This window comes from Novosphingobium sp. BL-S-24, assembly GCF_055521575.1.
In genome coordinates this window covers 163,128-187,365 of record NZ_CM145487.1, presented here as the reverse complement: position 1 = coordinate 187,365, position 24,238 = coordinate 163,128, and the positions used below count along the sequence as shown (strand labels likewise).

Sequence of the window (24,238 nt, the reverse complement as noted above, 5' to 3'; positions counted from 1 at the left end):
GGGCGATCTTTCACTTTCCGACCCGTTATTGGCCACCCCGGCCTCACATGTCAGATCATGGTTTCGAAAATGTCGGTATTGCGCTAGTCATTGCAAGACCTTGCCGAAGCACGGAACTTTGCCGTGATTCCGGCACAAGACAAACGCAGGATTTCGCGGCCTTAATGCTCGACTACCAAGCCCCGGAGAATGCTCAATCCGCCATACCGGCCTTTCTGGCCGGGGGCGGGGCCTGCGCGGAATTGGTCGCCAGCAAGGACTGGAGCGCCACCCCGCTTGGCCCGATCGAGCAGTGGGCGCCGTGCCTGAAAGGCGCCCTGTCCATACTGCTTCGCTCGCGGATCCCCATCGTCATGCTTTGGGGGGAGGAAGGCGTCATGCTGTACAATGACGCTTATTCCGATTTTGCCGGCGGGCGCCACCCCAACATCCTGGGGTCGAACGTCCGCGAAGGCTGGCCCGAGGTGGCCGACTTCAACGATAACGTCATGAAGATCGGACTGGCAGGGGGCACGCTCCACTACCGCGACCACGAACTGACGCTTCACCGCAACGGCCGTCCCGAACAGGTCTGGATGAACCTGGACTACTCGCCTGTCCTTGATGAGGAAGGCTATCCAGCAGGTGTCATCTGCTTCGTCGCTGAAACCACCGAGCGGGTGGCGGCGGAGCGCAAGACGGAGTTTCTGCTCTCCCTGGCAGATGCCCTGCGCCCGCTTTCGACGCCAGCGGAGATCATGAGCGTGGCCGCCGATCGCCTGGGGGAATGGATCCGGGCGAGCCGGGTCTTCTACGCCGAAATCGCCAGCGGAACGATGACGGTTGAGCGCGACTATATCCACGGAGTCGACTCGATCGTCGGCGTTCATTCGCTGCATGCTTTTGGACCTGATCTGCTGCGGGCGTATCGGGTTGGCGAACCGGTAGTCGTGCAGAATGTCCCATCGGACTTTAGGTTGAGCGAGGATGCCCGGGCAGGGTTGACCACGCGAAAGGTCGGGGCGTTCATCGACGTCGTGTTGTTTGAAGAAGAGAACTGGGTGGGACTGCTGGCGGTCCAGAACGCCACGCCGCGCGTCTGGACTCCGACGGAAATGCTGCTGGTCCAGGAAGTTGGTGAGCGGGTGCGAACCGCGATCGGGCGGGCGCGCGCCGAACGCGATCGTTTGTGGAACCTGTCGCAGGATATGCTCGCCCGGGCGGACTATTCCGGCATGATGTCTGCTGTGAGCCCGGCGTGGACCCGCGTGCTGGGATGGAGCGAAACCGAGCTGCTGTCCCGTGGATATGCCACTTTCATGCACGAAGACGACATGCCGGCGACGCTCACCGCGATTGCGGGGATGGCCGAAACGCGTCAACCAACGCGTTTCGAAAATCGCATTGCGACCAAGGATGGAAACTGGAAGTCCATCGAATGGACCGTCGCGCCCGAACCTGATGGTTTGAATTTCGTCGCCGTTGGCCGCGATCTGAGCGAAGCAAAGGCGCGGCAGGCGGAGCTGGAGGCGGCACAGGATGCCCTTCGCCAGAGTCAGAAGATGGAAGCGATGGGCAGCCTGACCGGCGGCGTCGCGCACGATTTCAACAATCTGCTGACGCCGATCATGGGTTCGCTTGACCTCCTGATGCGGCGCGGGATCGGCAACGAGCGTGAGCGGCGATTGATCGAAGGCGCGCTGCAGTCTGCCGAACGAGCGAAAACCCTCGTCCAACGATTGCTGGCATTCGCACGCCGTCAGCCCCTGCAGCCGACCGCTGTCGACATTCGGCAACTGGTTGATGGCATGACCGGCCTGATCCGCTCGACCTTGGGTCCGACCATCGACGTGCGAACCGACCTTGGCATCGACATGCTGCCGGCTCTGGCCGAACCGAACCAATTGGAAATGGCGCTGCTGAACCTCGCGGTCAACGCGCGCGATGCCATGCCCGATGGCGGCGTGCTGACGATCACGGCGAAGACGGTCGATCTTCGCGCCGGGGCGATATCCGGCATGGCTGCGGGCAAGTATGTAAAGTTGTGTGTATGCGACAACGGCGTCGGCATGGATGCCGCCACCGCAAGCCGGGCGGCGGAACCTTTCTTTTCCACCAAGGGTGTCGGCAAAGGCACCGGCCTTGGGCTATCGATGGTTCACGGGCTTGCTGCACAGCTTGGCGGCGGCCTCACCATCAAGAGCGCCCCCGGCAACGGCACCGCGATGAACCTGTGGCTGCCGACGACCGTGATGGCAGCCAGGCTCGACGACGACTTTGATGCTGCGGCCGTTCGCGCCAACGGTTTCGGCACGGTTCTGCTGGTGGATGACGAGGATCTCGTGCGGATGAGCGCGGCGGATATGCTCTCGTCGCTCGGCTGCGAGGTGGTTGAAGCCCAGTCGGCAGAAGAAGCGATTGCCCTTATCGAAGGAGGGCTGGAACCGGACATTCTGGTGACCGACCACCTGATGCACGGCATGAGCGGTACTCAACTGGCGCGCGAGCTGCGCGTGTCGCGACCGGCATTGCCGATCCTGATCATCTCCGGCTTTGCCGAGGAGGACGGCATCCCCCTCGACCTGCCACGGCTGACGAAGCCGTTCCGTAACGATGAACTGGAAAGCAGTCTGGCCAGCCTGTCCCGCTGGCGGGACGAGGCTTGCCATACTTCGATCAGTACGTAACCCCGAGTTGCAGTCCCCAGGTGCGCGCAACTTCGCGGCTGGCGAACGCGAACGGACCGGTGATCACCTTGCGATAGAGCCGCCCATCGCTGTGGAAAGCATTCTGCACGAAGGCGGAAACGTTGATCGACTTGCCGCCATCGACTTCATAGCGATAACCGATGGACGCATCGACCGTAGCATAGGCATCGATGAAATCACGGTTCAGGCCGGTTGTGTCGCGAATAATGGACGTTGCGAACTTATCCGTCCATTTATAGTTTGCGTTGATCAGAATGTCCCCGCCGGTTGCAGAGACCGGTATCGTGGCATCGCCGCCGAAGCTGACTGACCATTTCGGAGCGTAACGCAAGTTGCGCTGATCCTTGATGTCTACGTCGCCGGACAGGAACTCATCATACTTGCCATCGATATAGCCAACCGCCGCACGCAAGTTGAGCCAACCGGTAGGCGCCAACTGGAATTCGCCTTCAACACCCTTCAGGGTGGCCGAGGCCGCATTCTGCACCTGGGTCTGGGTGATCAACGGGTTGATCGGCGATGCGGTGATGACTTCTTCCTGCTTGTTCTTGTAGGTGGCGTGGAACACCGTCACGTTGGCGCGGGCGCGGTTGTCCCAGAACGACGTGCGCAGGCCCGCCTCGTAGCTGTCAACCGTTTCGGGCTGATACGGTCCGATCGCGGTGGTGACCGTCGCACGGCTGTTCCAACCGCCCGACCGGTATCCGCGCGACCAACCGCCATAGATCATGATGTCCGGCGTGAAGCGGTAGTCCACTGTCACGCGCGGGGTGAATTTGCGGAACGTGACCGAAGGGTCGGCACAAGGTCCATAGGGCGATGCGGCATCCGGGCATTGGCCAGTGATCGTTCCCGTGGCGGGGTTGCGGAAGCGGATGTAGAAGTCCTTCTTCTCTGACGTATAGCGCCCGCCGATGGTCACCCGCAACTTGTCGACCGGCTCGATGTAGGCTTCCGCATACGCGGCGTAGGCGTTCAGGTCCTGCCCGGCATCGAAGAACTGCGAACGCGCACCGCCGACCTCAACAGTCTGGACCAGATCGAATTCCGACTTCATGTAATACAGGCCCGCGACGAAATCGAACGCTCCACCAAGATCGCTTACCGCGCGGATTTCCTGGCTGAACTGGCTGGCCTTCTGATCGCGTTTCGACACGAAGATCGGTGCGCCATTGGGCAGCGGAGCGCCGCCGGTATTCTCGATGTTCAGCCCGTCTTTCTGCCGTGTATAGTTGGTGATCGATTCAATCGAAATGCCGTCAATCACGTCAAGCTTGGCGTTGAGGGTGACCGCGGTATGGTTAAGGCGGGCGTAAAACGGATAGTCATCCAGCGCCAGCTTGTACCCACTATCGGCGATCTGCTGCCCCTGCGTTCCGATACAGGCGCCGAAAGCGATACAGAACGTCTGGTTCGACGCCGAAAGCGGGACAAGGCTGGGATAGTGGGACTTGTCGTTGATGTGATCGACCGACAGCGTTGCATCCAGCACCGGACTTGGATTGATGCGCAGTGCCCCGAAGATTGCGTAGCGATCGATGCCCTGTTCGCGCTTTCCGTCGCTGGCCTTGCGGGTGAAGCTGTCGCTCAGTTCACGATAACCGCCCAGCTTCAGGCCGACTTTGTCCGACACGATCGGCACGTTGGCGATGGCCTTGAATTCGCGCAGATTGTAGCTGCCCACTGTCACCTGGGTCTTGAAACCCCAGTCCATGGTCGGCTTGGTGCGCTTGATGCTGATGACGCCGCCGATGGTATTGCGCCCGAACAGGGTGCCTTGCGGGCCGCGCAGGACTTCGATCGCTTCGATGTCGAACGTGTCCATCATCGCGCCGGTGTTGGACGCCAGGAATACGCCATCGACCGATACCGCCACCGCCGGTTCGAAGGCGCGATCGAGGTCTCCGAAGCTGACGCCGCGGATCGAGGCCGACATGCCGCCGCCGGTGAACGGGTGACGGCCAAGTTCGACGTTGGGCATGAAACGCTCAATGGAGTCGACGTCCGGGATGAAGCTGCGCTCGATCATGGCGGCATCCATTGCGGCAACGGCGACGGGCACCGTCTGCAGCGATTCAGAACGTTGCCGGGCGGTCACGATGATTTCCGAAATGCCCACGTTTTCCTGAGCGGGCGGATTGGCGGGCGGGGCTGACTGCGCCATAGCGGGCGCAGCGGCAAGCGCAGGAATACTGGCAGCCAGTAGAAGTCCGGATTTCATCTCAGCATATCTCCCCATTTTGTTGTCCTTGTATCGGCTGCGCGAATATCGATGATGACGGCATGCGCGCGAATTCTCCCCCGTCCACGAGGGCGAGGTCGGCTGTCCTGCAATGAAGTTCGGTCTATTTTGCGAGCCGGCGCTCGCGGACGTTCAGCGTCCGGTCCAGTTCGGGGCGCGCTTCTCTACGAAAGCACGCGGTCCTTCGGCAAAGTCCTCTGTTTTCACCAGTCGGGTGATCGCTTCGTGCGTTGCCCGGATTGATTGTTCTTCCGGTACTTCCGCCGCAAGCCGAGCGATCGTCAGGCTTTCGCGAACCGCGATGGGCGCGTTGGCGCAGATGGTGCGCGCGAGGTCGATAGCAGCATCCAGAACCTGCTCCTCAGGCACAGCTCGATTGACCAGACCCAACGCGACCGCGCGCGGGGCGTCCATGGGGATCCCGGTCGCAATCATCTCCAGCGCGATGGCGCGGGGCAACTGCCGAGGCAGACGATAGATACCGCCGGCACCGGCGATGAGGCCGCGCTTCACTTCGGGAAGGCCAAGGACCGTGGTTTCCGCCACGACCCGCAGGTCGCATGCGAGCGAAATCTCAAGACCCCCGCCCAACGCGCTGCCCTTCACCGCAGCGATCCAGGGCTTGACGCGCTTGGCCTCGACGAAGCCGGCGAACCCGCCGTCCGGGGTGCTCAATTCATCGGCGCGCCCAGCTGCCACTTCCGCGAGGTCTGCGCCGGCGCAGAAGGTTGGTCCCTCGGCCGAGGTAATGACGACAGCCCAGATGGCCGGATCGGCTTCGGTCTGCTTGACGATGCTGTCCAAGGCACGGGCCACCGCGCCATTCACGGCGTTCCGCTTGGCCGGTCGGTTGAGGGTCACGACGCCGATGTGCTGGTCGACAACTTCATACAACACCACGTCATCAACCGTATCGATCATGTTTCTCTCCAAAGCGCATCGTTCGCCGGACACGGCCTTGCGTAAGCCGGTCTATCGTTTCCTGGGGTGCCCCACGGGATGGCGTCATCTCGCCATGCCCGATCATCCTCTTCGACCTTGTCGATAGCGCCGGTTTCTTGGCGCCTGTTTGTTAATCGAAGGCTACGCCCGCCAAATTGCATGGTCTAATATGTATCAAATGACGCTTGATACGGGTTTCTTATCAAGACTACCGGACGCCGAGGCGCATGCCAGATCCCACAGGCTTCTCACGGCGGGGCGATCGTCATGTTCCCGCCGCACCAGGTGCAGCGCGAACGTGAAATCCTTTTCCTGAAGAGGCACTACGGCCAGATCAGGATCGAGGATCGAGTGTGAACTCCACTCGCTGATGAGCACTGGCACATGGGCACGCTGAACATGCTGACGGATGCCGCACAACGACGATTCCGGGAGAGCGACGATCTCGATATCGTGCGCTGCCAGACGCGGCGCGATGCTGTCGTAAAAGGCGGGATTGATGTTGCGGCGGAAGCTTGCGACCTGACGGCCCCGGAGGGCAGACAACGGCACTTCATCGCCCCACTGCGCCGCCAATTCACGTTCAGCCAGGATCGCCCAGCGGTATTCCGCGATATCGATGACTTCGCACCCCGCCCGGTCGAACGGCCCTACCGTAAAGGCGAGATCAATCTCATGATCGAGCAGGGCATCCAGCAACTGCGAGGACCAGGCATTGACGATCTCGATCTCCATGCGCGGGTGACGACTGGCGAACTTGTCGAGCAGGGCACCTCGCGCCGGGATCTCGGCCGAAAAGTCAGGCGCGCCGAGCTTCAGTGACAGGGCCTGATACCCCCTCACTTCGCGCGCAGCATCCGCCGCATACTGCGCAGCATCGACATAGGCGCGGGCCGGTTCCAGGAACTCCTTTCCCTGCCGCGTCAGCACCACCCCGCGATTGCGATTGCGGAAGAACAGCGGAAAGCCGATCTGGTCCTCAAGCTTGCGGATCTGCACGGAAAGCCAGGGCTGCGCGACGTGGAGAGACGCAGCGGCGCGGGTGAAGGAGAGGGCATCGGCAACCGCCACGAACATGCGCACCTGCCGAATATCGATATTCGTCACTATCAACGCTCCCTCTCATGCGCCCGCAGCCGAGCGTCTGTTCATGCCATCACGTTCGGCCCCAGATCGGCAGTCCGTTCTCGCCGGTCGAAACCTGACCGGCGGTGCCGACCGGTTGTGCTCCATCGCCCAGCAAAAAGGCGATCGTCTCGTTGTCGGTCTCCGGCACACGGGCAACGAAGCGAGCACCCTCCGGTGTGCGCCCGATCACGGTCGCATGCCGGGGATTGCCATGGCGGTCGAACGGTATGGTGTATGTCTCGATGGAGCCGGGCCCGGTGTAGTCATCCAGCAGTTCAGGTGCAGGACCGCGCTTTGCATCGGCCTGCGGCTGGACGTTGTAGTCCTGCGGGAATGTTCCTGCCGGGATGGGCTTGCTGCTGAACACGATCGAATGGCTGTGCGTGGCGTAGCCGCCGTTGGCGACGATGAGGCCATAGTCCCCGCTTTGGCGCAGTTTTTCGACCATGCGCGCTGCCGCGTGCATCATGCAGTTGCCGATCGGTCCGCCGCCGAACGTCAGCCCGCCATAGACGGAGCAAGGCTTGTCGAGCGGCCAGTCCAGCGCCCGCCGCGCCAGTTTCGGCACGATGGGAAAGCAGGAATACAGCTCTACGTGGTCCACGTCGCCCGCCGTGATGCCGTTGCTTTCAAGCGCGGAAGACACGGTGGTTTCCAGGCTTACGGCGCGGGTATAGCTGTCGCGCAGCAGGAAATCCTCGTCCTCATGCGCGGCGGCCCCGGCGCCGATATAGACGATGCGGCTTTCATCGACACCCAGCTCTCGCGCTTTGGCGAGGCTTGCGATGATGACGGCGGCGCCCATGTTGACGCTGGAATTGGCGACCATCATCTTGGTGTAGGGGAAACTGACCATCCGGTTGTCCGGGGTCGCCGTCGCGATGGTTTCCGCGCTGACCGGCTTCCTGATCCAGGCGTAGGGGTTGGCGGCAGCAACCGCCGCGAACCCCTCGCCGATCGCACCGCTTTCGGCCTGTCCTTCTGCCAGTGTCTGTCCCCACGCAGCGCGGGCGGCGTTTTCATACAAGGGATAAACATCGATCGGCGTGAACAGGCCGTGCTTGCGTGCCAGTGGCTTTGCGTTCGCTTCCGCAACATCGGCGATGGAGCTTTTCGGGGGTTCCTGCCCGGCAGCGATGGCGGCCTGGGCGCGCTTGGCCGCGGTGCGCAGTGCTTCGGCGCCGACCGCTGCGGCGATGGAGATTTCCCCGCGCCCGATCAGATTGGCAGCGTCGTTGATCAGCTTGATCGGCCCATCCCCGCTGGCCTCGTGCGTTTTCAGGAGATGCGCGGGGCGATGATCCATACGCTCTGCAAGGCGTTCCTGCGGCGCCGGGTCGGGGAAAGAAATCTCATCCTCGACGCCCAGCCATTCCAGCGCATCCAGCACCGAGACGCCCGCATCCGCTTCCGCCGCTTTCAACGCCGCCAGCATAAGATCGAACGCGTCCACGCCATCCAGATCGTTGGCGGGCCGGTCGAGCACTTCGCCGATCCCGATCAGGACCGGCACCCGGGTTTCATCGACAGTGGAATTCATGCATCCCTCCTTTTCAAGTTCGTGCTTGTCGGTGACGCAGAAATTTCAACGCAGTAACACCTGTCGCCCGGCGCTATCCGGCGACCAATCGGCCTTCGATCCTCTCTATTCTTGTTGGACAGGATGCTAACGGCCCGAGTCACTGGAAGTCAAATCTGCATCACCCTTCAATCAGCTATCATTTGTACTAGGCCGCTACGGAATCGCCGCGCCCTTCACCGTTTGAAAGCATCCGTTCGATTTCCGGGGCAACTCCTTGCAGCACTTTATCGGCGAACAGGCGCTCCACTTCTGCGTCCGATAAGCCGAGCCAGTCGCGCACGATCTCGCCGCTATGTTCGCCCATCAGTGGGGCGGGCGTAGACGGTAGCGCGCCGATATTGGCGGACGGGGCGTGGAAGCTCTCGGAGATAACTTCTTCGGCAAGATGCGGATGAGGTTCGCGGCGGAATAGCCCTCGCTCGAGAAAATAACCGAAGTCGGGCAGATCGGCGATGCGCAGCATCCGCGCGGCGGGCACCCCGGCTGCCTGAAGCGCGCGCATGGCGCCATCGGCGTCCTGTCGGGCCATCCACTCGCGCAAATCCCGGTCGATCGCATCCCGGTGCCGTAGCCGACCGTGACGATCGGCGTATCGCGGCGCGCTTGCCCAGTCCTGCCGGCCGACGACGTCGGCCAGGGCCTGCCAGTCTCGATCCCCGCGCACGGTGACGACGCACCATTCGTCATCCCCGCGTGCAGGATAGGCGCCCCACGGAGCGTCCGACGGCTCGTCCCAATTGTCCACGCCGCTTTCAAGTCCGGCTATTTCCGGGGCGAAGTGATCCAGCATCACTTCCAGTTGCGATAGCGATGCCGTTCCCCCCCGTCCGGTGCGCAGACGGCGCGACAGGAGCGAGAGGACGGCAATCGTGCCATAGCGCGCGGCCGCGTGATCGGGGTAGATCGTCACAGTGTCGCTATACGCTTCGTCGTCGTCCGGATAGCACCACTTGCGGGTCAACCCGGATGCCGCGCGCACCAGCGGGCCATAGCCCATTCGCCCCGACCAGGGACCGTCCGCGCCGAATGCGCTGCTGTCCACCATGATGACGCCCGGATTGATCGCGCTGACGGCATCATAGCCGAAGCCGAGTGATTCCATCGTTCCGGGCTTGAAGTTCGAAAGGATGACATCGGCCTCGCCCGCGAGCTGCAGAAACAGGGCCTTGCCTTCCGGGTGCTTGAGGTCCAGCCCCAGGCTGCGCTTGTTGCGATGCCCGGCCGCGAACCCGACCGAAAGGCCCGTCGGCAGGTACGTATGGCGCGTACCATCGGGGAACGAGGCGCTTTCCACTTTGATTACGTCCGCGCCAAGATCGGCCAGCAGGCGGCTTTGCTCTCCGCCTACGACGATCACGCCAAGGTCGATCACTTTCAGGCCTGCCAACGGCCGGGCGGGTGTGGCCCCCATCACCTGAACGCGCGCGGGGGCGGGTGTGTCACGCACCGGCCCTTGCCCACGGTCGATACCGATCACGCCGCGCGGCATCCGCATTCGGCTGCCATCCGGCAGCGCCGCATCCGCGACGATGCCCCGCGCCTTTACGTGCTCGGTCGCCAGGCATTCCGACAGCGTCAACACCCCGGAGATCGGCACGCCCTGCGCCGCGCCTTCCCGCTCCAGATCATCTTTGGACCGAGACCCGAAGAATTCGCCGAGCGCTTGCGATAGCGCGGCGGAACCCTGTCGCACATCGATGCTGTTGAACTCGGCGCCGCCAAATTCGGGAGGTGAGCCCATCCACCGCCACATGTTCTGCCACTGACGCGGAGCCAGCAGGCACACGCGCACATGCCCGTCTGCACAGGGATAGATGGGATAGAGCCTGCCGGGGGCCGGTCTGCCCGGCGGCAGCAGCTTGGCGGATCGGCCGAGTGTGGCGCTGCCTGCAAGGCCGAAGCCGGGATCCAATGCCTGCACCGCGCCGTCCAGCATGGAGAAATCGATGCGGTCGCCAATCCCGGTTACGCGCGCGGCATAGAGCGCCGCCATGCCCACATAGGCAGCCTGCGAGATCGCACAGTCGAAAGCCAATCGCCCCGGCGGCAGCAGCGGTTCGCGCCCTTCGATGCCGGAGCGCGAAAGTTCGCTGGACAAAGCGTGGAGCACAGGGTCGGTCGCTTGCCAATCGGCGTAGCTATTCCCGGTGCCGAACATGCTGACCGTCATCAGGACGGTGCTGCCCGGCACGCCGTCGTCGAGCGCTTCCAGCCCGGCGGGGCGGGGGTAGGGGGCGATGATAAGGTCCGCCCGCTCGATAAATTCGCGCAACTGCGCTCGCCGCTCTTCGCCCTCTTTTGGCAGCGCTACCAATTCCTTGCCCGCATCCGCCACCGCAGACGTGATCGCCGCTCGCTGATCGACGAAAGCGCCCTGACCCGGCGCAGAGATACGGATGACCCGCGCACCCAGTTCGGCGTAGATACGGCTCAGTGCCTTTTGCGGACCATCCAGCAGGTCCAGCACGACATGGCCTGCCAGCGGGCTATCGGCATTGTCACGCCCCGCAATCATGGACGGCACCCGTAAACGTGGTCACCCGGCATCCCTGCTTCCCAAATTCATTGTTCTGAAGTTGGGTCGAGCATCCGGAAAGCGCCTGCCCCCGTCCAATACGCAATCGGGCAGAGCTAAGACTGATTTCTTATCAACATATCGCTATCAGCAGATCGTTGATAAGAAAACGCCCACCAAAGCCATGCGAACTCATATTGGAGCCATGCCCACCCGCCCTATAGCCTGATCCGATAAACACAGTGGGCGAGGCAAGAACGGCACGGACATCTCCGTGCAGCATGGTCGCGCGCCGTCTTGAAGGGTGCCCATGTCCGCCAACGCCCCTGCCCCAACAGCCACTTCGCAACCTTCCGGTCGGCGGGGTGCGTGGTATGCCACCGGCGCCGTTTCGCTGGCTTTCACCTTATCGTATATCGACCGCCAGATCCTCAGCCTGCTCGTTACGCCGATCAAGGCATCGCTCGATCTCAGTGACACCCAGATCGGCATCCTGCAGGGCGTGAGCTTTTCGATCTTCCATGTTCTGGCGACGTTGCCGCTGGCCTGGCTGGCCGATCGCGTCCACCGCCCCCGACTGATGGCGATCTGCATGGTCGCGTGGAGTTTCGCCACCTGCGGCGCTGGCCTTGCTTTCAGCTTCGGTAGCCTGATGCTCGCCCGGATCGGCGTGGCGACCAGCGAAGCGGGATTGCCGCCTGCCGCCCAGACCCTGCTGTCAGATCTTCACGACAAACGCGGACTTGCCCGCGCGACTTCGCTTTTCATGCTGGCGCCGTTCGTCGGCGGTGGTCTGGCGCTGACACTGGGAGGCCAATTGTACGCCGCCTCGGCAAACTGGGCGATGCCCTCCTTTGGCGCGTTCGGAACGCTGGAGCGCTGGCAGATGATCTTCCTGCTGGCGGGATTGCCTGGGCTGATCCTGGCCCCCATCATGGCCCTCACCGTCCGCGAACCGCGCCTGCATAGAACGGCCAAGCCGGTGCGCGCCGCCAAGGGTGAACTTTTCCGGTTTCTGGGGGACAACCGGGGATTTTGCATTCCCTACATTATCGCCATCGCCCTGCTCATCACCATGCTGAACGCACATGTTGCCTGGATGCCTACCGCGCTGATGCGCCGGCATGAACTTGGCGAAGCGACTGTCGGCGGCAGCTTTGGCTTGGTGTTCATCGTCGCCGGGGCCTTGGGTACGCTGACGGCTGGCTGGCTGGTAGGCAAGTCGGCGGACGAGAACATGCTGGGCCGCACCGTCCGGTTGATGCGCGGAGCGGCATTCGCACTGGTTCTGCCCGCCGCCCTTGCCCCGATCGCGCCCAACCTGACACCCGCGCTGATGCTGCTGGTGCCGACGATATTCATCATCAGCGCTATTATCAGCATGTCCTCGATCCCGTTTCAGCTCCTGGCCCCGCCGCATTTGAGAGCTCAATCGCTGGCGGTCCTCTCGATCGCAGCGGCATTCATCGGCACCGGCCTTGGCCCCCTTATCATCGGGTTGCTGAGCGATGCCTTCGCTCGCATGCACCTTGCCGATCCCCTTGCCTATGCGTTGACCACCGCCGCCATCGTCATCGTTCCAACGACGGGACTGCTGCTGACACTGGCCGCCAGGCATCTGCGACCCACCTCGCCATAACCTCAGGTGGCATGCCCGTGGGTCAGGGCTACCGATGTTGACAATAACAGTAAGAGAGGATGCCCATGTCTGCCATCGCGGTGCCATCGCATGTTCCCGCCGACCGGGTTGTCGATTTCGACATTTTCAACCCGCCGGGCGTGGAGCAGGACTATTTCGCAGCCTGGACATCGCTGCTCGGCGGGCCGGGCCTGCTGTGGACTACCGCCAACGGTGGCCACTGGATCGGCGCCCGTGGCGACGTGGTGCGGGAATTGTGGGGCGATGCGCAGCGCCTGTCCAGCGAGTGCCTGGCGGTAACCCCCGGTCTGGGTGAAGTGATGCAGTTCATTCCGCTTCAGTCCGATGGCGCCGAGCATAAAGCCTATCGCGGGCCGGTGATGAAAGGCCTCGCATCCCGCTTCGTCACCGCGCTGGAGCCGAGCGTTGCAACGGCCGCCCGCGACCTGATCGCCGGTTTCCGCGATCGCGGGGCGTGCGAATTTGTCACGGAATTCGCCGAAGTTCTGCCGCTCAACATCTTTCTCAGCCTGATCGACGTGCCGCTGGAAGACCGCCCGCGCTTGCGCGCACTGGGCGTGCAACTGACGCGGCCCGACGGATCGGTGACCGTCGAGGGGTTGAAGCAGGCGGCAGACGATTATCTGTGGCCTTTCATCGCGAAGCGCCTTCGCGAACCGGGTGACGATCTGTTCAGCCGCATCCTGATGGAGCCGGTCAACGGGCGCCCCTGGAGTGAGGACGAAGCGCGCCGGATGTGCCGCAACCTGCTGTTCGGCGGGCTGGACACCGTGGCCGGGGTCATCGGAATGGTCGCCCTGCATCTTGCCCGACACCCCGATGACCAGCGCCTCCTGCGCGAAAATCCGCATCTGATCCCAGGCGCGGCGGATGAACTGATGCGCCGCTATCCGACCGTCTCGGTCAGTCGCAACGCGGTGGTGGATGTAGAAATCGATGGCGTCACCATTCGCACCGGCGACAAGGTCTATCTCGCCAGCGTGCTGCACAATCTGGACCCCGCCTGCTTCGATGCGCCGGAAGATGTTCGGTTCGAACGCGGTCTTACCCCGATACGCCATACAACGATGGGTGTCGGCCCCCATCGCTGCGTAGGCGCGGGGCTGGCCCGCATGGAAGTGATCGTGTTCCTGCAGGAATGGCTGTCCGGCATGCCGGAGACGACCCTCGATCCTGCCCGCCCCGTCACGATGAAGGGCGGCAACGTGGGTGCCTGCACCGCCATTCCGCTGGTCTGGACACCGCCCAGCTAGCACGCTGCTTGCAGCAGCCTCGGCGGGACGGATTTGCTGCACGGGTGGGCAGGATCGCACTCGCTCGCAACGCGCATCGGGTTGAGGTGTTACGTCTTTTCGTTGCTCAGCCATTTGCGAGGAGCCGTGCTGACGTTGCGCCGGGCGTTCTACACTATCCTGAGCCGTTCCGCCGCCGCGCCTGTGCAGATGCCGGATCGCGCGATGGATCCGGCCTGGTTCGACGGCAAGGTCTGCCGCAATTGCGCGGAACCCCTAACCACCCCGTTCTGCGCGCAGTGTGGGCAGAAGGCCGCCCGGCGTTTCGTCTGGAAAGACACCGCGCGCGAAGCCTGGGAACGGCTGCGGGTTTTCGAACTCCAGACCCTGACGACCATGCTGCGCCTTGCCACAATGCCGGGGACGGTGGCCCGCGAATATGTGCTCGGTCGGCGCAGCGCCAACATGCATCCGCTAAAACTGCTGGTGGCGATGGTGGCGATCCTGGTGGTGATGCTGGCGGCCAACGGCTACTTCGGTCACTACGCCTATGCGGGCCGCAATGCCGATGTCGATCGCATGGCCTCGCGGGTAATGGCCTATGCGAACTGGAGCTTTTCGCTGGGCATCCTCGCCATCTACGCCGGATCGTGGACGATGCTGCGCCCAAAGGCTAAGTATAACGCGATCGAGCATGCCGTGCTGTGCATCTACGCGCAAAGCGTGATCCTCGGCATCATCATCCTCAATATGCTGCCGACCCTGATCTGGCGCGATGCGCAGTTCATTTTGTGGCACAAGTCCGCATCTCAATACTACATCCCGGCGATCAAGCTTCTGGTGGTCGCCGCGGCCTACAAGCAATTCTTCCTGCTGCAGTTACGGTTCGACTGGCTGCGCCTCGCGCTGGCGTGCCTTGTATTCGCGGTCGTCAACTGGCTGCTGCTGCGGGCCTACGCTTTCGCGATCCTCTGGCTGGTGAGTTCAACGACAACATAAGGAGAGAATGATGCAGCGTTCCAACGTCCGCTCCCTGATTCCGCTTGCCGCCCTGGCTTTGGTCGGTTGCGGCTCCCAAGGGGAACAGTCCGGCACCAAGCTTTCCGGGGCGGACAAAGTGGAAGCCATCGCGTCGACACTGCAGGCGTGCTCGTATGATGGTGAACCTGTAAACGCTTCCGCATCCTCTCTCAACGGGCAGGCACCCAACGAATGCGCGCTGGCGGTACGCCGGATCATGGAGTTCACCGGCCTGCCCGCCAACTTCGTAGTGGTATCAGGCCCGGTCGAAAACGCTGCGGCCGTGATCCTGCTGGACGCCAATCGCATCCCGCGCCGGGTCATCGCCTTCAACCCGAAGTTCATGGCCGAGGCAACGGCCGCCGTCGGGGGGAACAAGTGGGGGCCGATCAGTGTCATGGCGCACGAGATCGCGCACCATCTGTCCGGACATACCATCGTCCCGGGCGGCAGCCGCCCCGAAATCGAACTGGAAGCGGACAAGTTCAGCGGCTTTGTCCTGCAAAAGATGGGCGCCCCGCTTGCAGACGCCACCAAGATGATCCTCACCATCGGGTCCGCCCACGGATCGCCCACTCACCCCGACAAGCAGCGTCGCGCTGACGCCATCGGGCAGGGCTGGAGGGAAGCCTGCCAGCAGCGCGGGGGAGCCGATTGCGGCGGCGGCGGTACGGGTGCGATGGCTTCGTCCGCGCCCTCCCCCGCAGCGACGCAGATGCCCAGCACCGGCGGATCAGCAAGACCGTCGGTCCTGCCGGCGCCGGGATCGATCCCGTTCAAGTACGGGCACTTCGTCATCGATGAAACCGGCAAGCTCGACCCTGCTCGCGTAAAGGCGATGGAGGGCCGGCTGTTCTCATTGGCAAAGGACGTGGGCGTGGAAGTGACCTTCCTCGTCGTCAATGACCTGAAAGGAATGTCGGCGCAGGATTACGCGTGGGCGATGATGCGGCAATTACGGATCGGCAAGCTTGATGTCGGCAACGGAGCGGTGGTCGTCGTCGCCCCGCGCCTACGCCAGGCGGCCGTCGCTTTCGGACCCGGCCTTGCCAAGGAAGCGGAATTCTCCGATCCGCAAAAGCAACTGCTGCAATGGACCGACGCCGCCTGGAATTACTGCGACGACGCGGATGGCTGCGGTGGGTGGACGGACAATCTGTTCGACATCTTCCGCCTTACGCTGTCGAACGCCGCAAACACCAAGTGGTCCATCCAGTATCAGACACTCGGCGATTTGCTGGCACATTACGACAAGGTCAATGCAGAGCGGATGCAATCCAAACGCCCGTTCAATCCGCAGACCGACCAACCCCTCGGCAACCTGATCCGGGTATCGGGCACGGTCACCAGCCTGTCTCCACCGACCGGGTTTGGCCAGGTGAACGAGAAGATGATCGGCGGCACGCTGGGCTATACCGCCGTCAGCCTGAAGACCGACGATGGCTATCCGGTGATCCTTTACGTATCGCCCCGTCTGGCCGGACTAATGCCCTCGGGGAAAATCAAGGAGGGCACGAAGTACACCGCAGTCGGCCGGCTGCAACGCACCGGTGACAAGGAGAAGCAGGCGTCCGCGATGTGGCTGTTCAGTTACGACGCGATCTGACGGGCGCTGGCTCCGTCAACGCCAATCGCTGACCGGCCGGCGCCGCTGCCTCATCCGGTCAGCCGCGCGGCGTGCCAGCGCAGATGATCCTCCATGAACGTGGAGATGAAGTAATAGCTGTGATCGTACCCTTCGCGCATGTTGAGGGTCAGATCGATGCCAGCTGCATCGCATGCCGCCCGGAGCAGTTCGGGGCGCAGTTGCTCTTCCACAAACGTGTCCGCCGTACCCTGATCCACCAGCAGATCGGGTACCCGCGCGCCGTCTTCGATAAGGGCGACGGCATCGTGCTTGCGCCATGCAGCGCGATCATTGCCCAGATAGCCGCCCAACGCCTTTTCGCCCCATGGCACCTGACCCGGCGCAACGATCGGCGCAAAGGCGGACACTGCCTTGAAACGATCAGGATGGCGCAAGCCGATCGTCAGCGCGCCATGGCCGCCCATCGAATGGCCCATGATCGACTGACGGCTCGTGTCTGCCGGGAAGTTCGCGCCGATCAGATCGGGCAGTTCCTGCGTTACGTAAGACCACATGCGGTAGTTGCGATCGAACGGCGCCTGCGTCGCATCGACGTAGAACCCTGCGCCCAGCCCGAAATCGTAAGCGCCTGCTTCATCGTCTGGCACGCCATCGCCGCGCGGGGACGTGTCCGGTGCCACGAAGATCAGCCCGAGTTCCGAGCAGACCCGTCGGAATTCGCCCTTGTCAGTGACATTTGCGTGGGTGCAGGTCAGGCCAGACAGATACCAGACGACCGGCAACTTTGCCCCTTCAGCGTGAGGCGGCACATAGACGGAGAGTGTCATGTCCGTGCCCGTCGCCTCGGAGGCGTGGCGGTACACGCCCTGCACTCCGCCAAATGCCAGATTGGCGCTGGTTTGCTCAAGGCTCATCGGAAAGGCTCCTGGATATAGTTTTTCGCAGACCCGATCAGAACACCACGACGCTGCGGATGCTTTCACCCGCATGCATCAGGTCGAAGCCCTTGTTGATCTCCTCCAGCCCCATGACATGGGTGATCATCGGGTCGATCTCGATCTTGCCGGTCATGTACATGTCAACGATCTTGGGTACGTCGGTGCGGCCCTTGGCCCCGCCGAACGCCGTGCCGCGCCAGTTGCGACCGGTCACCAGCTGGAACGGTCGAGTGGCGATTTCCTTGCCCGCTTCGGCGACCCCGATGATGATCGAGGTGCCCCAACCGCGATGGCATGCTTCCAGCGCTGTGCGCATGACATCGGTATTACCGGTGGCGTCGAACGTATAGTCCGCGCCGCCATCGGTCATCTGGACGATGGTGGCCACCACGTCTTCGCGGCTCATGCCCTTGCTGTTGAGGAAGTCGGTCATGCCGAACCGGCGGCCCCATTCCTCACGATCGGGATTGATATCGACGCCGATGATGCTCTTGGCCCCGGCCAGCCGCGCGCCCTGGATCACGTTCAGGCCGATACCGCCGAGGCCGAACACGACCACATTGTCGTTCACCTGCACTTTGGCGGTGTTCAGCACCGCGCCCACGCCCGTGGTCACGCCACAGCCAATGTAGCAGCTGGTCTTGAACGGCGCATCCTCGCGAATTTTGGCGACGGCGATCTCGGGCAGCACGGTAAAGTTGGAGAACGTGGAGCAGCCCATGTAGTGGAAGATCGGCTGCCCCTTGTAGGAAAAGCGGGTCGTTCCGTCCGGCATCAGGCCTTTGCCCTGCGTGGCGCGGATCGCCGTGCACAGGTTCGTCTTGCCGGACAGGCACGACTTACACTGCCGGCACTCGGGCGTGTAAAGCGGGATCACGTGATCGCCCGGCTTAACGCTCGTTACGCCCGCGCCTACGTCGCGAACGATCCCAGCGCCTTCATGCCCAAGGATGGAGGGGAAGATTCCTTCGCTGTCGAACCCGTCAAGCGTGTAGGCGTCGGTGTGGCAGATGCCTGTTGCCATGATCTCGACCAGCACTTCGCCCGCCTTGGGGCCTTCCAGATCGACCTCGACGATCTCAAGGGGCTTTTTCGCTTCGAAGGCAACGGCAGCGCGGGTCTTCATCGGGAAACGTCCTTCGGTCGATGCTGGGAACCCAGCCGGATTGGCGGTGCGATAGCAGGCGGGTCGGTTCGCTGTAAACACTCGGCGATACGACTGCCAGCGGCAGGGAGGGTTGGTTTTCCTACATCGCCGAACCCTGCTAGCATCGCGCGCGGCCTTTGCACCGACAGCCTGCATCCCCCGATTTCGGCTACAAAGGCACCCTCGTCCGCATGTGTTTGATCAACTAAACACTTCGAACCAGAATGCTCCGGTAGAGGGCCAGATAATCATCCACCATCCGATCGACGCTGAACCGCTGCTCGACACTACGCCGTACCAGATTTCTATCCAGCGCATCGATCCTGCCGACAGCGGCGATCGCCTCGTCCAGACTATTGACCAGATAACCGTTGACGCCATCCTCGATGATCTCCGGCATCGACCCCCGCCTCGTCGCGATCACCGGCGTCCCACAGGCCATCGCTTCGACCACCGAAAGCCCGAACGGCTCGTCAAAGTTCACCAGGTGAAGCAGCGCCCTGGCACTGCCAAGCGCCCGCAGACGGTCCGATCCCCCGGCAGGGCCATGGAATGTAGCTGAGTTGGGCGAAAGAGATGGTTCGACTTCATCGCGGAAATAGCGATCATCCTGCACGATGCCGTGAAGATTGAGCTTTCGCCCACAAGCCTGGGCAACCTCGATTGCCTCGGTAGCGCCCTTGTCCGGGTGAATGCGCCCAAAGAACAGGAGATCGTCCGAACCCGTGGGGTCAAAGGGAAATTCGTCAACGTCGATCCCGTGATGGATCGTAGCGGCGTAACGCAAGGCAGGGTGACGGTCGGCCGCGCTGATCGCGACGTAGTGTACCCGATCCTGAAATGGCTCATACATCGGCAGAATGCGGTCTGATGAAAAACCATGGATAGTCGTCACCATCGGCGTATCGACCAGACGAGAAAATGCATGCGCCGGGAAATCGGCCTGATTGTGGATGATGTCGAAATCACCAGCCTGCTCGAACAGATGAGCTAGGTGGCGAAATTCCCAGACTTTGGCATCTATTGCAGGGTCTTCACCGTAGGGCGCGGGGACTACGCCATCCAGCTTACCGGCGGTTATGCTGTCCATGGTCGCGAATAGAGTGACATCGACACCACGCGCAACCAGCGCCTCGGTAAGTAGGCTGGTGACCAGTTCCCAAGGGCCATAATGCTGCGGCGGAGTGCGCCAGGCGATCGGAGCCAGCATTGCTATTCGCATTTTCAAGTACCTGTCGCCAATCTCAAGATCAGTCCTTCATTCGGCAAAAGGGTGCCATCGTACGTTCGGAGGGATGGAAGTGTAGAGGCAACCGTGGCCGCGATCGGCAAACGGAGGTGATACGATCGTTCTGCGTCGCCGAGGTTCAGGAGCACCGCCAACCGTTCGCCATCATATTCGCGAATATAGCAAAGAATATCCTCAGCCGCTTCCCGCATCTCGAATGAGCCGACGGATAACGCAGGATGCAATCGTCTGAGTGTCAGCAAAGAGCGATAAAAGTTGAGCATCGAGGCGGCATCCGCCTCTTGCATCTCTACATTGCGGCTGCGCCAATCGTCGTTAAGCGGAAGCCAGGGATCGCCGGTACTGAACCCCGCGTTCTCTGATGCATCCCACGGCATGGGTGTTCGTGACCGGTCCCGTCCGATGTTCAAGGTGGGTTGGCGAAAGTGCTGTGGGTCCCTGATCCTGTCTACCGGTATCGTCACCTGGCCGATGCCAATCTCGTCGCCCTGATACATCGTTGGGGTACCCCGCAGGGTCAACAGCAGCATTGCCGCCACACGGGCCTGCTGCTCTCCGATCCGGGCTGCAATCCGGGGCGCATCGTGACTGCCAATGACCCAGTTCGGCCATCCGAATGCGGGGAGCGACGCTTCGTAATCGATAATCACCTGCCGCAGTCGCTCGGCATTCCAAGGGGTTTCAACTAGCTGAAAGTTGAAAGGAAGATGCACTTGCGGGCGCTCGGGAACGCCATACCATCGGGCATGACGATCGTTGGGAAGGAAAATTTCGCCAACCAGAACCCGCTCGCCATATTCATCGGCCAGCTTGCGCATCTCCGCCGTATAATCATGCGCTTCAGGCTGATCTGTGGAATGAAATTGGATGAGGCGATCCCGCTCGGTGATCTCGGGTGTCCAATCCGGGTTCAAGGGATTGTCTGGCAAAGCCTCGTGCTTGACGATATGCCATAACACGTCGATCCGAAAGCCATCCACGCCGCGATCAAGCCAGAAGCGCAAGACGTCGCTCATCGCGGCACGTACATCCGGGTTGCGCCAATTAAGGTCGGGCTGCTCCTTCAGAAAGGCGTGTAGATAATATTGCCCTGTCTGCTCGTCCCATTCCCAGGATGATCCGCCAAAATCGCTGATCCAATTGTTTGGAACACCGCCGTCCGGTTTCGCGTCGCGCCAGACATACCAGTCACGTTTCGGATTGCTTCGATTGGACCGGCTTTCCTTGAACCACGGATGCTGATCGGAAGTATGATTGGGCACGAAATCCAGGATGACCTTCAAGCCACGGTCATGCGCGGCGGCCACAAGGCTGTCGAACGCATCGAGGTTTCCGAACAATGGCTCGATGTCGCAGTAGTCCGCCACGTCATAGCCGAAATCTGCCATGGGTGACGGGAATATGGGTGAAAGCCAGATGGCATCTACGCCCAACGCTGCCACGTAATCCAATCGCGAATGGACTCCTGCGATGTCACCTATTCCATCACCATCGGAATCCTGAAACGATCGGGGATAGATCTGGTAGATCACTCCCCGTTCCCACCAGGCTCTTTTCGCTTGATCTGTCATCGATCGAGGTAAAGCGCGGGCACCTGTCCTGTTCCGCTTCAAAAGATCGGTCCGCGTCTGGCATATTTCTTTGTATGCGGCATCAGCAACAGTTCGGTCATGCAGACGTTTGATATGATAGGCTAACTCTGCGCGACATACGATAATCGAGTCGCGAAGCGCGAAAGGAGCCGGATGCCAGTCTCTCCCACTGAGGTACTTTCCGTTATCGCCGAGGAGTCCGGGCTTGATCAGGAAGCATTACGCCCTGATGCAACGTTCGATGAGCTTGATATCGGATCCATCGATGTCGCAAGCGCCCTGTTTGCGATAGAGGACAAGTTCGGCGTTGTGGTCGATTCTGAGGCACTTGGCCCGACCTCCACCATCAGTGACTTTGTGGCGCTCGTCACCCGCCTTGCTGCGGCATGAAGCGAAAGGTCGTCGTCACCGGATATGGCTGCGTAAGCGGATTGGGGATCGGTGTAACAGAGACATGGTCCAGGGCATTATCAGGTAGTGGGGCTATTCGCAGACTTACGCGAGATGCCCCGCCAGATCACCCTTCGCGTGCCATGGATGGACCTGCGGCGTGGATTGATCCCGGCAGCTTCGATAATTTGATAGCACAGGAGGATTTGCGACGTTTCGGCCATCTTGATCCGCTCTCGCTTTACGCACTGGCGGCGGCAGTAGAGGCGGTGGGTCAAGCGGGCTTGCGTGGTCATCACTCGCTTGCGACGCGCACTGCTGTAATTCTAGGTTGCGGCAGCGGGGGCAATACCACCGTCGATACCGCCTATGAACGACTGTATGGTCGTGAGCTGGCAAAAGTGCATCCTCAGACCATTCCCGCATCGATGATCTCCGCGCCGGCGAGTCATGTCGCCATGCTGCTTGGAATCCATGGGCCGACTTTCGTGGTAGCCGGTGCCTGCGCCTCCTCCGCTCAGGCCATGGGCGAAGCGATGCATATGATCCGGGCGGGCCGAGCGGACGTCGCCATCGCTGGTGGATCGGAAGCCTGTCTGAACCTGGGGTCATGGGTGGGATGGAAATCCCTGGGAGTGATGGCGAATGATACATGCCGCCCCTTCTCCAAAGAACGCAGCGGCATGGTGTTGAGCGAAGGCGCCGCGATCGTGATACTCGAGAGCGAAGAGCATGCTCAGGCACGGGGCGCTACGATATTGGGCGAGCTTGCTGGCTATGGCTCAAGCAGTGATGCGCGTGATATGACGGCGCCTGACCCTGCCGGAATTCAAATGGCCATCAGAAACGCTCACGAAGATGCCGACTTACCGTTCCACGGCCCAGCGCTGATTTCTGCCCACGGGACAGGCACACGCCTCAACGATCGCGCGGAGGCAGAAGTAGTGCGAGCAGTGTGCGGCGGTGCACTACAAACAGTTGACGTCATCGCGACGAAGTCTGCACATGGCCATCTTATCGGGGCCACCGCCGCTCTGGAATTTATCATCGGCATGAAAGCGCTGAACACAGGCATGGCGCCACCGATCCTGAATTACCAAAGCAGCGACCCTGAATGCGATCTTCCGCTGGTTCTGGCTGCAAAGCCTATTGACCATGACGTGCTGATTTCAAACAGCTTTGCCTTTGGAGGTCTCAATGCAGTTCTGATTGGGAAGCGATACTGATGACGACCACAGTCGCTTACGTAAACAAAATCGGCACGGCCGTACCACCGTATCAAGTTCACGATGCCTTTACTGCCTTTGTACGTGGTCTGCTCGATGACCCCAATCATGTTCGGCTATTTGATAGAATGGAGGGCCGCTCGGGGATCGAGCGTCGATTTTCTTTCCTAGAGCCTGAAGTTCTGTCCGATGGCGTTATAACCGATCGTGACCGTTTCTATGGATTAGGCGATTGGCCCTCCACTGCCGAACGGATGGTTCGTTATGAACGTGATGCGCCCATTCTGGCTGTCCAGGCTATAGAGGCAATGGGCGGAAATATCTCTGACGAAGGCGTCACACATCTCGTAGTCGCTTCCTGCACGGGGTTTATCGCACCTGGCCTGGATCAATTGATCATAGCGAAGACGGGCATGGATCCCTCCGTAGAGAGAAGCGTTTTAGGATTCATGGGCTGCTACGCCGCGGTCAACGCCCTAAGGACAGCACACCATATCGTACGATCGGAGCCTCATGCCCGCGTGCTCGTCGTGAATGTCGAGCTTTGCTCCCTTCATTTTCAACGCACGCAAAACCTGGAACGATTGCTGTCGATGCTTCTATTTGGGGATGGCGCATCTGCAGCACTGGTGACCGCAGACCAGCACGGGATCGCGCTCACAGACTTCCGTTCCGCGTCAATCGCCGGATCGACTGACGCCATAACGTGGAGGATTGGCGATCAGGGGTTTGATATGCATCTCGATGGAAAAGTCCCTGCATCCATAGGAAACGCCCTGCGTTCGGAACGCGAGGAAGCCAGCCCCCAAGGCATATTCCGAGGGCTTGATCCTGCTAAATATGATCTCTGGGCCGTGCATGCCGGAGGGCGCACTATCCTTGATGCCGTAGAACGATCGCTCGACCTCGCGCCGGAAGCACTACAACACTCTCGCGACGTGTTACGGAAGTTTGGCAACATGTCTTCCGCTACGTTGATGTTCGTTCTGGCGTCGATGCTGGAGGCACGTTCATCGGGCGGATCACGAGGCAATGGGATGGCCATGGCCTTCGGGCCCGGTCTCGCGTGCGAAAGTTTCACGTTTAGGATGGCCTAGGCA

Annotated in this window: 17 protein-coding genes; 8 read left to right on the top strand and 9 right to left on the bottom strand. The window is 61.5% G+C overall.

What is annotated here, in order from left to right:
• Positions 1 to 164: 164 nt before the first annotated feature.
• Entirely contained in the window at positions 165 to 2,666 is a 2,502-nt protein-coding gene (locus tag ACZ1JM_RS00710) for a PAS domain S-box protein (RefSeq protein ID WP_465132186.1), read from the top strand.
• Here ACZ1JM_RS00710 and ACZ1JM_RS00705 read toward each other — a convergent pair.
• The 5 genes from ACZ1JM_RS00705 to ACZ1JM_RS00685 all read right to left on the bottom strand — a co-directional run bounded on the left by ACZ1JM_RS00705 (position 2,656) and on the right by ACZ1JM_RS00685 (position 11,096).
• Positions 2,656 to 4,908 (bottom strand): TonB-dependent receptor, encoded by a 2,253-nt coding sequence (locus ACZ1JM_RS00705; RefSeq protein ID WP_465132185.1) that lies wholly within the window; start codon positions 4,906 to 4,908, stop codon positions 2,656 to 2,658. The two genes, ACZ1JM_RS00710 and ACZ1JM_RS00705, sit on opposite strands and share 11 nt — an antisense overlap.
• A gap of 153 nt (positions 4,909 to 5,061) precedes the next feature.
• On the bottom strand, positions 5,062 to 5,850 hold the full coding sequence (locus ACZ1JM_RS00700; RefSeq protein WP_465132184.1) for an enoyl-CoA hydratase-related protein: 789 nt from the start codon (positions 5,848 to 5,850) through the stop codon (positions 5,062 to 5,064).
• A 195-nt stretch (positions 5,851 to 6,045) separates the two neighbouring features.
• Complete coding sequence (locus ACZ1JM_RS00695) at positions 6,046 to 6,978, bottom strand: LysR family transcriptional regulator (protein WP_465132183.1); 933 nt, start codon at positions 6,976 to 6,978, stop codon at positions 6,046 to 6,048.
• A gap of 49 nt (positions 6,979 to 7,027) precedes the next feature.
• On the bottom strand, positions 7,028 to 8,539 hold the full coding sequence (locus tag ACZ1JM_RS00690) for an acetyl-CoA acetyltransferase (protein WP_465132182.1): 1,512 nt from the start codon (positions 8,537 to 8,539) through the stop codon (positions 7,028 to 7,030).
• Positions 8,540 to 8,726: 187 nt separating this feature from the next.
• Positions 8,727 to 11,096 (bottom strand): CaiB/BaiF CoA-transferase family protein, encoded by a 2,370-nt coding sequence (locus tag ACZ1JM_RS00685; RefSeq protein WP_465132181.1) that lies wholly within the window; start codon positions 11,094 to 11,096, stop codon positions 8,727 to 8,729.
• Between the two features lie 310 nt (positions 11,097 to 11,406).
• On the opposite strand from ACZ1JM_RS00685, the gene ACZ1JM_RS00680 reads away from it, so the two are divergent.
• The 4 genes from ACZ1JM_RS00680 to ACZ1JM_RS00665 all read left to right on the top strand — a co-directional run bounded on the left by ACZ1JM_RS00680 (position 11,407) and on the right by ACZ1JM_RS00665 (position 16,614).
• Positions 11,407 to 12,735: an MFS transporter gene (locus tag ACZ1JM_RS00680; protein ID WP_465132180.1), complete on the top strand. Its 1,329-nt coding sequence runs from the start codon at positions 11,407 to 11,409 to the stop codon at positions 12,733 to 12,735.
• A gap of 65 nt (positions 12,736 to 12,800) precedes the next feature.
• Positions 12,801 to 14,009 carry a cytochrome P450 gene (locus ACZ1JM_RS00675; protein WP_465132179.1) on the top strand — a complete coding sequence of 403 codons (1,209 nt, stop codon included), beginning with the start codon at positions 12,801 to 12,803 and terminating at the stop codon, positions 14,007 to 14,009.
• Between the two features lie 126 nt (positions 14,010 to 14,135).
• The gene (locus tag ACZ1JM_RS00670) at positions 14,136 to 14,987 is read left to right on the top strand and encodes a DUF3667 domain-containing protein (protein WP_465132178.1); all 852 of its coding nucleotides are present in this window, start codon (positions 14,136 to 14,138) and stop codon (positions 14,985 to 14,987) included.
• Positions 14,988 to 14,994: 7 nt separating this feature from the next.
• Positions 14,995 to 16,614, top strand: a complete 1,620-nt coding sequence (locus ACZ1JM_RS00665; protein WP_465132177.1) for a TPM domain-containing protein — start codon at positions 14,995 to 14,997, stop codon at positions 16,612 to 16,614.
• A 50-nt stretch (positions 16,615 to 16,664) separates the two neighbouring features.
• Here the strand turns inward: ACZ1JM_RS00665 and fghA are convergent, their stop codons facing one another.
• From fghA to ACZ1JM_RS00645, 4 genes are all read right to left on the bottom strand, one after another.
• Positions 16,665 to 17,510 (bottom strand): S-formylglutathione hydrolase, encoded by an 846-nt coding sequence (fghA, locus tag ACZ1JM_RS00660; protein ID WP_465132176.1) that lies wholly within the window; start codon positions 17,508 to 17,510, stop codon positions 16,665 to 16,667.
• A gap of 37 nt (positions 17,511 to 17,547) precedes the next feature.
• Positions 17,548 to 18,660 (bottom strand): S-(hydroxymethyl)glutathione dehydrogenase/class III alcohol dehydrogenase, encoded by a 1,113-nt coding sequence (locus tag ACZ1JM_RS00655; RefSeq protein WP_465132175.1) that lies wholly within the window; start codon positions 18,658 to 18,660, stop codon positions 17,548 to 17,550.
• A gap of 226 nt (positions 18,661 to 18,886) precedes the next feature.
• A complete protein-coding gene (locus ACZ1JM_RS00650) occupies positions 18,887 to 19,903 on the bottom strand; it encodes a glycosyltransferase family 4 protein (protein ID WP_465132174.1) in 1,017 nt (338 codons plus the stop codon).
• Between the two features lie 2 nt (positions 19,904 to 19,905).
• Entirely contained in the window at positions 19,906 to 21,501 is a 1,596-nt protein-coding gene (locus tag ACZ1JM_RS00645; RefSeq protein WP_465132173.1) for an alpha-amylase family glycosyl hydrolase, read from the bottom strand.
• A 174-nt stretch (positions 21,502 to 21,675) separates the two neighbouring features.
• Between ACZ1JM_RS00645 and ACZ1JM_RS00640 the strand changes: the two genes are divergently transcribed.
• Genes ACZ1JM_RS00640 through ACZ1JM_RS00630 form a run of 3 tightly spaced genes read left to right on the top strand, consistent with a single transcriptional unit; the run spans position 21,676 to position 24,235 of the window.
• On the top strand, positions 21,676 to 21,912 hold the full coding sequence (locus ACZ1JM_RS00640) for an acyl carrier protein (RefSeq protein ID WP_465132172.1): 237 nt from the start codon (positions 21,676 to 21,678) through the stop codon (positions 21,910 to 21,912).
• Positions 21,909 to 23,138 carry a beta-ketoacyl-[acyl-carrier-protein] synthase family protein gene (locus tag ACZ1JM_RS00635; RefSeq protein WP_465132171.1) on the top strand — a complete coding sequence of 410 codons (1,230 nt, stop codon included), beginning with the start codon at positions 21,909 to 21,911 and terminating at the stop codon, positions 23,136 to 23,138. The genes ACZ1JM_RS00640 and ACZ1JM_RS00635 overlap by 4 nt, the downstream gene beginning before the upstream one ends.
• Positions 23,138 to 24,235, top strand: coding sequence for a type III polyketide synthase (locus ACZ1JM_RS00630; protein ID WP_465132170.1), 1,098 nt, complete (start codon positions 23,138 to 23,140; stop codon positions 24,233 to 24,235). The genes ACZ1JM_RS00635 and ACZ1JM_RS00630 overlap by 1 nt, the downstream gene beginning before the upstream one ends.
• Positions 24,236 to 24,238: the final 3 nt, after the last annotated feature.

Bases quoted from the DNA above. Each gene is read 5' to 3' on its own strand.
- ACZ1JM_RS00710 (WP_465132186.1), top strand. From the start codon at position 165: ATGCTCGACTACCAAGCCCCGGAGAATGCTCAATCCGCCATACCGGCC.
- ACZ1JM_RS00705 (WP_465132185.1), bottom strand. From the start codon at position 4,908: ATGAAATCCGGACTTCTACTGGCTGCCAGTATTCCTGCGCTTGCCGCT.
- ACZ1JM_RS00700 (WP_465132184.1), bottom strand. From the start codon at position 5,850: ATGATCGATACGGTTGATGACGTGGTGTTGTATGAAGTTGTCGACCAG.
- ACZ1JM_RS00690 (WP_465132182.1), bottom strand. From the start codon at position 8,539: ATGAATTCCACTGTCGATGAAACCCGGGTGCCGGTCCTGATCGGGATC.
- ACZ1JM_RS00685 (WP_465132181.1), bottom strand. From the start codon at position 11,096: ATGATTGCGGGGCGTGACAATGCCGATAGCCCGCTGGCAGGCCATGTC.
- ACZ1JM_RS00680 (WP_465132180.1), top strand. From the start codon at position 11,407: ATGTCCGCCAACGCCCCTGCCCCAACAGCCACTTCGCAACCTTCCGGT.
- ACZ1JM_RS00675 (WP_465132179.1), top strand. From the start codon at position 12,801: ATGTCTGCCATCGCGGTGCCATCGCATGTTCCCGCCGACCGGGTTGTC.
- ACZ1JM_RS00665 (WP_465132177.1), top strand. From the start codon at position 14,995: ATGATGCAGCGTTCCAACGTCCGCTCCCTGATTCCGCTTGCCGCCCTG.
- fghA (WP_465132176.1), bottom strand. From the start codon at position 17,510: ATGAGCCTTGAGCAAACCAGCGCCAATCTGGCATTTGGCGGAGTGCAG.
- ACZ1JM_RS00655 (WP_465132175.1), bottom strand. From the start codon at position 18,660: ATGAAGACCCGCGCTGCCGTTGCCTTCGAAGCGAAAAAGCCCCTTGAG.
- ACZ1JM_RS00650 (WP_465132174.1), bottom strand. From the start codon at position 19,903: ATGCGAATAGCAATGCTGGCTCCGATCGCCTGGCGCACTCCGCCGCAG.
- ACZ1JM_RS00645 (WP_465132173.1), bottom strand. From the start codon at position 21,501: ATGACAGATCAAGCGAAAAGAGCCTGGTGGGAACGGGGAGTGATCTAC.
- ACZ1JM_RS00640 (WP_465132172.1), top strand. From the start codon at position 21,676: ATGCCAGTCTCTCCCACTGAGGTACTTTCCGTTATCGCCGAGGAGTCC.
- ACZ1JM_RS00635 (WP_465132171.1), top strand. From the start codon at position 21,909: ATGAAGCGAAAGGTCGTCGTCACCGGATATGGCTGCGTAAGCGGATTG.
- ACZ1JM_RS00630 (WP_465132170.1), top strand. From the start codon at position 23,138: ATGACGACCACAGTCGCTTACGTAAACAAAATCGGCACGGCCGTACCA.